The 2969-nt window shown below is 69.0% G+C and carries 4 protein-coding genes; 3 read left to right on the plus strand and 1 reads right to left on the minus strand.

What is annotated here, in order from left to right; translation table 11 throughout:
• Positions 1 to 52: 52 nt before the first annotated feature.
• Both DYI24_RS24345 and DYI24_RS24350 read left to right on the plus strand, forming a co-directional pair.
• Entirely contained in the window at positions 53 to 778 is a 726-nt protein-coding gene (locus DYI24_RS24345) for a YdcF family protein (protein ID WP_164574150.1), read from the plus strand.
• Between the two features lie 13 nt (positions 779 to 791).
• Positions 792 to 1601, plus strand: a complete 810-nt coding sequence (locus DYI24_RS24350) for a lysophospholipid acyltransferase family protein (protein WP_164574151.1) — start codon at positions 792 to 794, stop codon at positions 1599 to 1601.
• A gap of 16 nt (positions 1602 to 1617) precedes the next feature.
• Here DYI24_RS24350 and DYI24_RS24355 read toward each other — a convergent pair whose 3' ends face one another.
• Complete coding sequence (locus DYI24_RS24355; protein WP_164574152.1) at positions 1618 to 2196, minus strand: gamma-glutamylcyclotransferase; 579 nt, start codon at positions 2194 to 2196, stop codon at positions 1618 to 1620.
• 160 nt (positions 2197 to 2356) lie between these two features.
• On the opposite strand from DYI24_RS24355, the gene DYI24_RS24360 reads away from it, so the two are divergent.
• Positions 2357 to 2969: DUF2125 domain-containing protein (locus DYI24_RS24360; protein ID WP_164574153.1), on the plus strand; the 613-nt coding region annotated here is incomplete at its 3' end.

Below are 2969 nucleotides of genomic sequence, written 5' to 3' on the forward strand. Positions count from 1 at the left end.
ACCGCGGCCAGCGGTGCACAAGGCTCGTGAAACGAGGTCTATCGCCCGTCCCATGCCGTCGTCGTCCGATCGCAGTGAGCTGTCTTCGTCGCCCGGCCGTCCGGCCGGACGCGGCGGGCGGCTGCGCGCCACCATCGTGGCGGTGCTGGCGCTCGGCTTCCTGGTTGGGGCTGGCGGGTTCGTGGCGTTTCTGGCCCAGCTGCATGGCGCCGAACGGCAGCCGCAGCACAATGCCGACGGCATCGTGGTGTTGACCGGCGGCTCGTCGCGGGTGTCGGACGCGGTCGAATTGCTGGCGGCCGGCTACGGTAAGCGGCTGCTGATCTCCGGCGTCCACCGCACCAACGGCGCTCGCGACATCTCGCGTTCGGTGCCGGAGAGCCGCGACTGGTTCACTTGCTGCGTCGATCTCGACCGCTCGGCGGTCGACACCCGCAGCAATGCCTCCGAAACCCGGCGCTGGGTGCAGGAACGCGGCTTCCGCTCGCTGATCGTGGTGACGTCGAATTACCACATGCCGCGGGCGATCGCCGAAATGTCCCACGCCATGCCGGACGTCGAATTGATTCCGTTCGCGGTGATCGGCGACAAGTGGCGCGACGAGCCGTGGTGGACCAGTGGCGGAACGCTACGGCTCTTGCTATCGGAATACGCCAAATATCTCGCGGTCGAGCTGCGGGTGCGCCTGTCCAAGCTCGGCATCGAGGTGATGCCAGAACCGGCCGATCAGGCCGAACCGACCGGCGCCCGCAAGCCGGCGACTGCTGCCGCCAACTGATCGGACCGTTCCGATGTTCGTGATCTTCCTGCGTTCGTTGATCTTCAACGTGCTGTTCTACGTCGTGCTGGTGGGCTGGGTGTTGGCCGCGACCGTGGCGGCGCTGTTTTCCGGCCGCGCGGTGGTGAAGGTCGCCAAGATGTGGGGCCAGAACAGCATCTGGCTGATGCGCCTGATCTGCGGCACCAAGGTCGAATTCCGCGGCCTCGAGAAGATCCCGCAGGGGCCGCTGATCGTCGCGCCGAAGCATCAGTCGATGTGGGAGACGTTCGCGCTGCTGCAGTTCTTCGACGAGCCGCTGTACATCCTCAAGCGCGAGCTGACCTGGCTTCCGGTGTTCGGCCAGCTCCTGCTGCGCGGCGGCATGATCGCCATCAACCGCGCCGCCGGCGTCAAGACCCTGGTGGAGATGGCGCGCCGCGCCCGCGAGGAAGTGCGCCGCGGCCGGCAGCTGATCATCTTCCCGGAAGGCACTCGCCGGCCGGTCGACGCGCCGCCGAACTACAAGAGCGGCGTCGGCCAGATCTATGTCGATTGCGGCGTGCCGTGCCTGCCGGTGGCGCTGAACGCCGGGCTGTTCTGGCCGCGGCGCCAGTTCATGCGCTACCCGGGCACGATCGTGGTCGAATTCCTTGATCCGCTCCCGGCCGGCCTCGACCGCCGCGAGTTCCTCAGGCAGCTCAGCAACGTGGTCGAAACCGCCACCAACCGCCTGGTCGCCGAAGCGCGCCAAGAGCAGGCACAGCTGTTCGGCCGCGTGCCCAGCGCCCAACCGCAGCAGCCGGAGCCGGCGCCGAAGCCGGAGAGTGAGCAGGTCGGCTGATCCGTTTGCTTGGGCGTCAGCGGGGCGTCGGTGCCTCGTCGCGCAGCGCTTCTGCGAGTTGGTGCAGCGGCACGTCGCGGCAGCCCTGGGTTTCCAGCGCCTTCACGGTGGCGATCACGTAATCGCGGTTCGGGCCGGAGCGGCCGTGGCCCTGGCGGACGTGACGAAGCTGCTCGGCGTAAGACAGCCGGCCGGCATATTGCGCGTGGCCGCGGTCGACCACGTAAGTGAGCGCGCTGATCCGGCGACGCGCGTCGTCCTCCAGCCACACCGAGCGCTTGACCTCGCGGTACACGCTGGTGACCTGCTCGCGCTCACGTAAATAAGCCACCGTCGCCATGCGGTGCGCGTCGGCGACGCGGAACGCGATGCCGCGGCAGGCGCCACCGCGGTCGAGCCCGAGCACCAGGCCGGGCTGTTCCGGCGTGCCGCGGTGGACGAACGAATACACGCACAGCGCCCGGTGCTCGCCGATCAGCCGCGCCGGCACCCGCTCGACGAAGTCGAAGCCGGGATTCCACATCAGCGAGCCATAGCCGAACACCCAGAGGTCGCCCTCGGACAGTTCGGATTCGGTGAGCGTTTTGGCGGACATGCGTGCAGGCGGGCTATCGTGCAAATGACAAATTCAGTCCTTACCCCATCGGGCCATCAAGCGTGAGCGGTTTGCCGCGCGGGTCGGCCGCGTTCGCGGCATGGCGTGCGGCAGCCGGTCGCAGATTCCCTTTTCGGGCTTCTCCCCTTAAGTAGGCGCGATGGCCGATTCCACGATTTCCCCCCGTCGCCCGCTGTGGCCGGTGCTGTTGCTCCCCGGCGTGGTGGTGCTGGCGGCGCTCGCCTGGAGCGCATTCTGGCTGTTCTCGGCAAGCCAGGTCGACCGCATCGTCGACCAGTGGCGCGCGCGCGAAGCGGCCGCCGGCCGCAGCTATGATTGCGGCCAGCGCTCGGTGGCGGGCTTTCCGTTCCGCCTCGAGGTTCGCTGCGAGAACGCCAGCGTTGCGCTGACCTCGCAGACCGCGCAGCAGGCCGCGACCCAGACCCCGGTGACGGCCAAGCTCGGCGAGATCCTGGTGGTGTCGTCGCTGTATCAGCCCAGCCTGCTGATCGCCGAGTTCAAAGGCCCGGCGAGCTTCGCCGACCGCGGCCAGCCGGTGTCGATGGAGCTGAACTGGAAGACCGCCCGCAGCAGCGTGGCCGGACTGCCGGGCACGCCGGAGCGGGTCGCTCTGGTGTTCGACGAGCCGGTGCTCGACGGCTTCCGGGGCGAGACCCGCGTGCCGCTGGCGCGCGCCCGCCACGCCGAGCTGCACGGCCGGCAGCGCGAGGCCACGGGCGCCGACCCCCGCCAGCCCGAAGCCCAGCCCAGCC

Origin of the sequence: Rhodopseudomonas sp. BR0C11 (assembly GCF_010820945.1) — a bacterium.
Taxonomy (GTDB): Bacteria; Pseudomonadota; Alphaproteobacteria; order Rhizobiales; family Xanthobacteraceae; genus Rhodopseudomonas; species Rhodopseudomonas palustris_H.